Genomic DNA, 2,575 nt, shown 5'->3' on the forward strand with positions numbered 1-2,575 from the left:
ACCTCTTGGTTCCCAAGAGTTTGCTCGATGGCTTGTCTGCCGAGAGCAAAATCGCTATCCCGGCTACGAGTGAGCGCAAAGCCTGCAACTGGTACCGCCTTCAAGGGTTGCTCAATGAGGCAGATAACACGCTGCCCGACGGCTGGGTGCGCGAAGAAGTGGGCGTCACGCCTTGGGTCAGTCCCTGGTCATGGGAGGGCTACGGCGTGATTTTCAACTACGACACCCCACGGCAAGCGTTGGCTTCTTTTCTTCGCGCTGTTAAGCGCTTCAGTGACGAGCAACTCGAACGCCATGGTGCTTTGGCGGATGCATCGGACAAGGGGGCGATGAAGACTCGTCTGCACGACATCATCAAGCGTAACCATGGTGGAACCATAACCGCTGAAGAGCTGAAAGCCGCGATCAGCATTCCGGCCTACGCACAGTCGCTTTCGCAACTGATCATCTATTACGAAAGCGAGTGGTGCTACACGCCCCAGAAGTGGGATGCGCTGGACGATGTACTGGGCCATAGCGGCTCGACCCCGCACCTGAACTGGGTGGCGGAGAAAGAGCGGATCAAGCAAGTCAGTTGGTGGAATGAGGTAGCAGAGAAGGTTGGGCTGCCTGTGCTGGGGAGTGTGTATCACTTTCATCCGGTGGGGTTGGTGGGAGCCTTCTCAGTCTCTAACCCTCTGGACATTACTCATGAGCAGATGAAGCAAATATTCCCCGCTGCAGACGATGGTGATATCGAGGTTGTATTAAATGAAATAAATGGTCGCTTAGGTGAGTTCAAATTAGATACCCGGTTAAGACAGCGCCACTTCTTTGCTCAAATCAAGGGGGAGGTAGGGGCGTCTATGAAAGGCGTGACTGAAAGCTGGGAGTATTCACCGGCAGCTTTGAAATTATTTAGTGTCTACTACCGTGCTCATCCGGCCGAAGCGGAACAGGATGGATATTTAAAGGACGTGCACGGGCACCTTATCCGAAGAGCGAACCAGCGAGAAATTGGCCGTAAGCACTTTCAGAGGCTTAATGGTAATCGAGCCTCATCTCTTGATGATGGATATAATTTTCGAGGGAGAGGATTAATACAAATTACAGGCTATGAAAAATATCACAACTTTATGAAAGACTATGCTGGTCATTGGCAGGGCAGCATACCAAATACAGTGATTGACCCAGACCTAATTAACAAGGGAACTACGGCTATAAGAAGTGCTTTGTGGTTCTGGTTAACCTATAAGATCTACGATGCAGAGCATGGGAATGGTCTTTTGGATGTTGTAAAAGTCACAAAAAAGGTAAACGGTGAAGATATGGGGCTTGAAAAAAGAAAAGAGGCATACCAGCTAATAGAGAAAATTCTGACATGAAAAATATTGAATTGCGGGTCTTTGCTTTTTTGGCTTTTTTCGGCATGCATACAATTACTCTCGGGGCTGAAGCTAACCTGTGTGCCTCTGGAGAGACAATGATCGCCTCGTGTCATCTGAAAGAAAAAAAAAGAAGAATTTTATCTTTTTGTGCGAGCGCTGATAAAAAAATAGTTAGTTACAGGTTTGGTTTAAAATCAAAAGCTGAACTGGATGTCGACTTTTCAAAGGCTGCTCCACTGAGTCGCTGGGTGGATGCTGCTACGTATACAGTTTATTTTGGATTTAGGCGGAAAGAATATAGCTATGTTTTTGGTGTGCCGCAGGAGACATTTGGAGCGAGAGCCTTTTTGGATGTGGCTAAGAATGACAGGAGCTTGATGGGTGCTGAGTGTACAGATAACTCTTTTGGGGAAAAAAATCTAACTAGCGAAGCAATTCAAGATGTGGAAGATGAAAGCGTTAGAGATAATGCTTTTCTATTCCCGCCTAGTCAAAATTCAAAAGACGACGAAAAGCCACGTTGAGCTTGTAGGGGAGGTAAAGTTTGGCGAAATAAATACTAGCTAATGGTTTCAGTTTGCTTGATTGGTATTTGTAGTTTATTGCCGGGTATGGAAGTCTCCGATAATTTTCATTATCAAAGCATAGTGAATCCGTCTTTGATAATGTTGAGTAAACGAAGCCAGTTGGTCAGCAACCGAATTGTTTTTTGTGTAGAGATAGGCATGAAAGGTATCATCCGTATTGGCGATAAAACCACCAGTGGCGGAACCGTTCTATCAGGCTCCACGGTCATGATTTTCAAAGGCATAGGTGTGGCTCGCCAGGGTGACCCGGTGAGCTGCCCAATTCCTGGTCATGGCCGAACGGTGATTGTCGAAGGGCATCCGGTATTTCGCGACAATGGCATCCCGGTCGCCTTTAACGGGCATCGCTGCGCTTGCGGTTGTGCGTTGATTTCGTCGCTGCCCGAAGCGAGCGCGAGCTAACCAGGCCGAGATAAGTAGAGCGGCTCGCATTTGCTCCAGTTGGCTCCCTGACTAGACAGGATTGTCCTGTTAGCAAACTGAACCCCCCTGTTTCGTAACCGCTCCATGAAGCCCACATTCCAAGCCGATATTTGATGCCCGATGCTGAGCTCCCGAACTCTCTCAGGAGCCTGCCCCACATGATGCGTCCCGATGCAAAAGTCGAAAAGGTATACCTCT

General features: G+C 48.2%; 3 protein-coding genes. All 3 read left to right on the forward strand.

Annotation, left to right across the window (positions count from 1 at the left end; translation table 11 throughout):
• The coding region (locus ACZYSM_RS29025; RefSeq protein ID WP_489077085.1) for a glycoside hydrolase family 19 protein at window positions 1-1,364 on the forward strand (1,364 nt) is incomplete at its 5' end.
• Complete coding sequence (locus ACZYSM_RS29030; RefSeq protein ID WP_489077087.1) at window positions 1,361-1,891, forward strand: hypothetical protein; 531 nt, start codon at window positions 1,361-1,363, stop codon at window positions 1,889-1,891. The genes ACZYSM_RS29025 and ACZYSM_RS29030, both read left to right, overlap by 4 nt.
• A gap of 201 nt (window positions 1,892-2,092) precedes the next feature.
• A complete protein-coding gene (locus tag ACZYSM_RS29035; protein WP_489077089.1) occupies window positions 2,093-2,356 on the forward strand; it encodes a PAAR domain-containing protein in 264 nt (87 codons plus the stop codon).
• The last annotated feature ends 219 nt before the right edge of the window (window positions 2,357-2,575 follow it).

Source organism: Pseudomonas sp. F220 (genome assembly GCF_057813935.1).

Coding starts and splice junctions, on each gene's coding strand:
- ACZYSM_RS29030 (WP_489077087.1), top strand. CDS start 1,361: ATGAAAAATATTGAATTGCGGGTCTTTGCTTTTTTGGCTTTTTTCGGC.
- ACZYSM_RS29035 (WP_489077089.1), top strand. CDS start 2,093: ATGAAAGGTATCATCCGTATTGGCGATAAAACCACCAGTGGCGGAACC.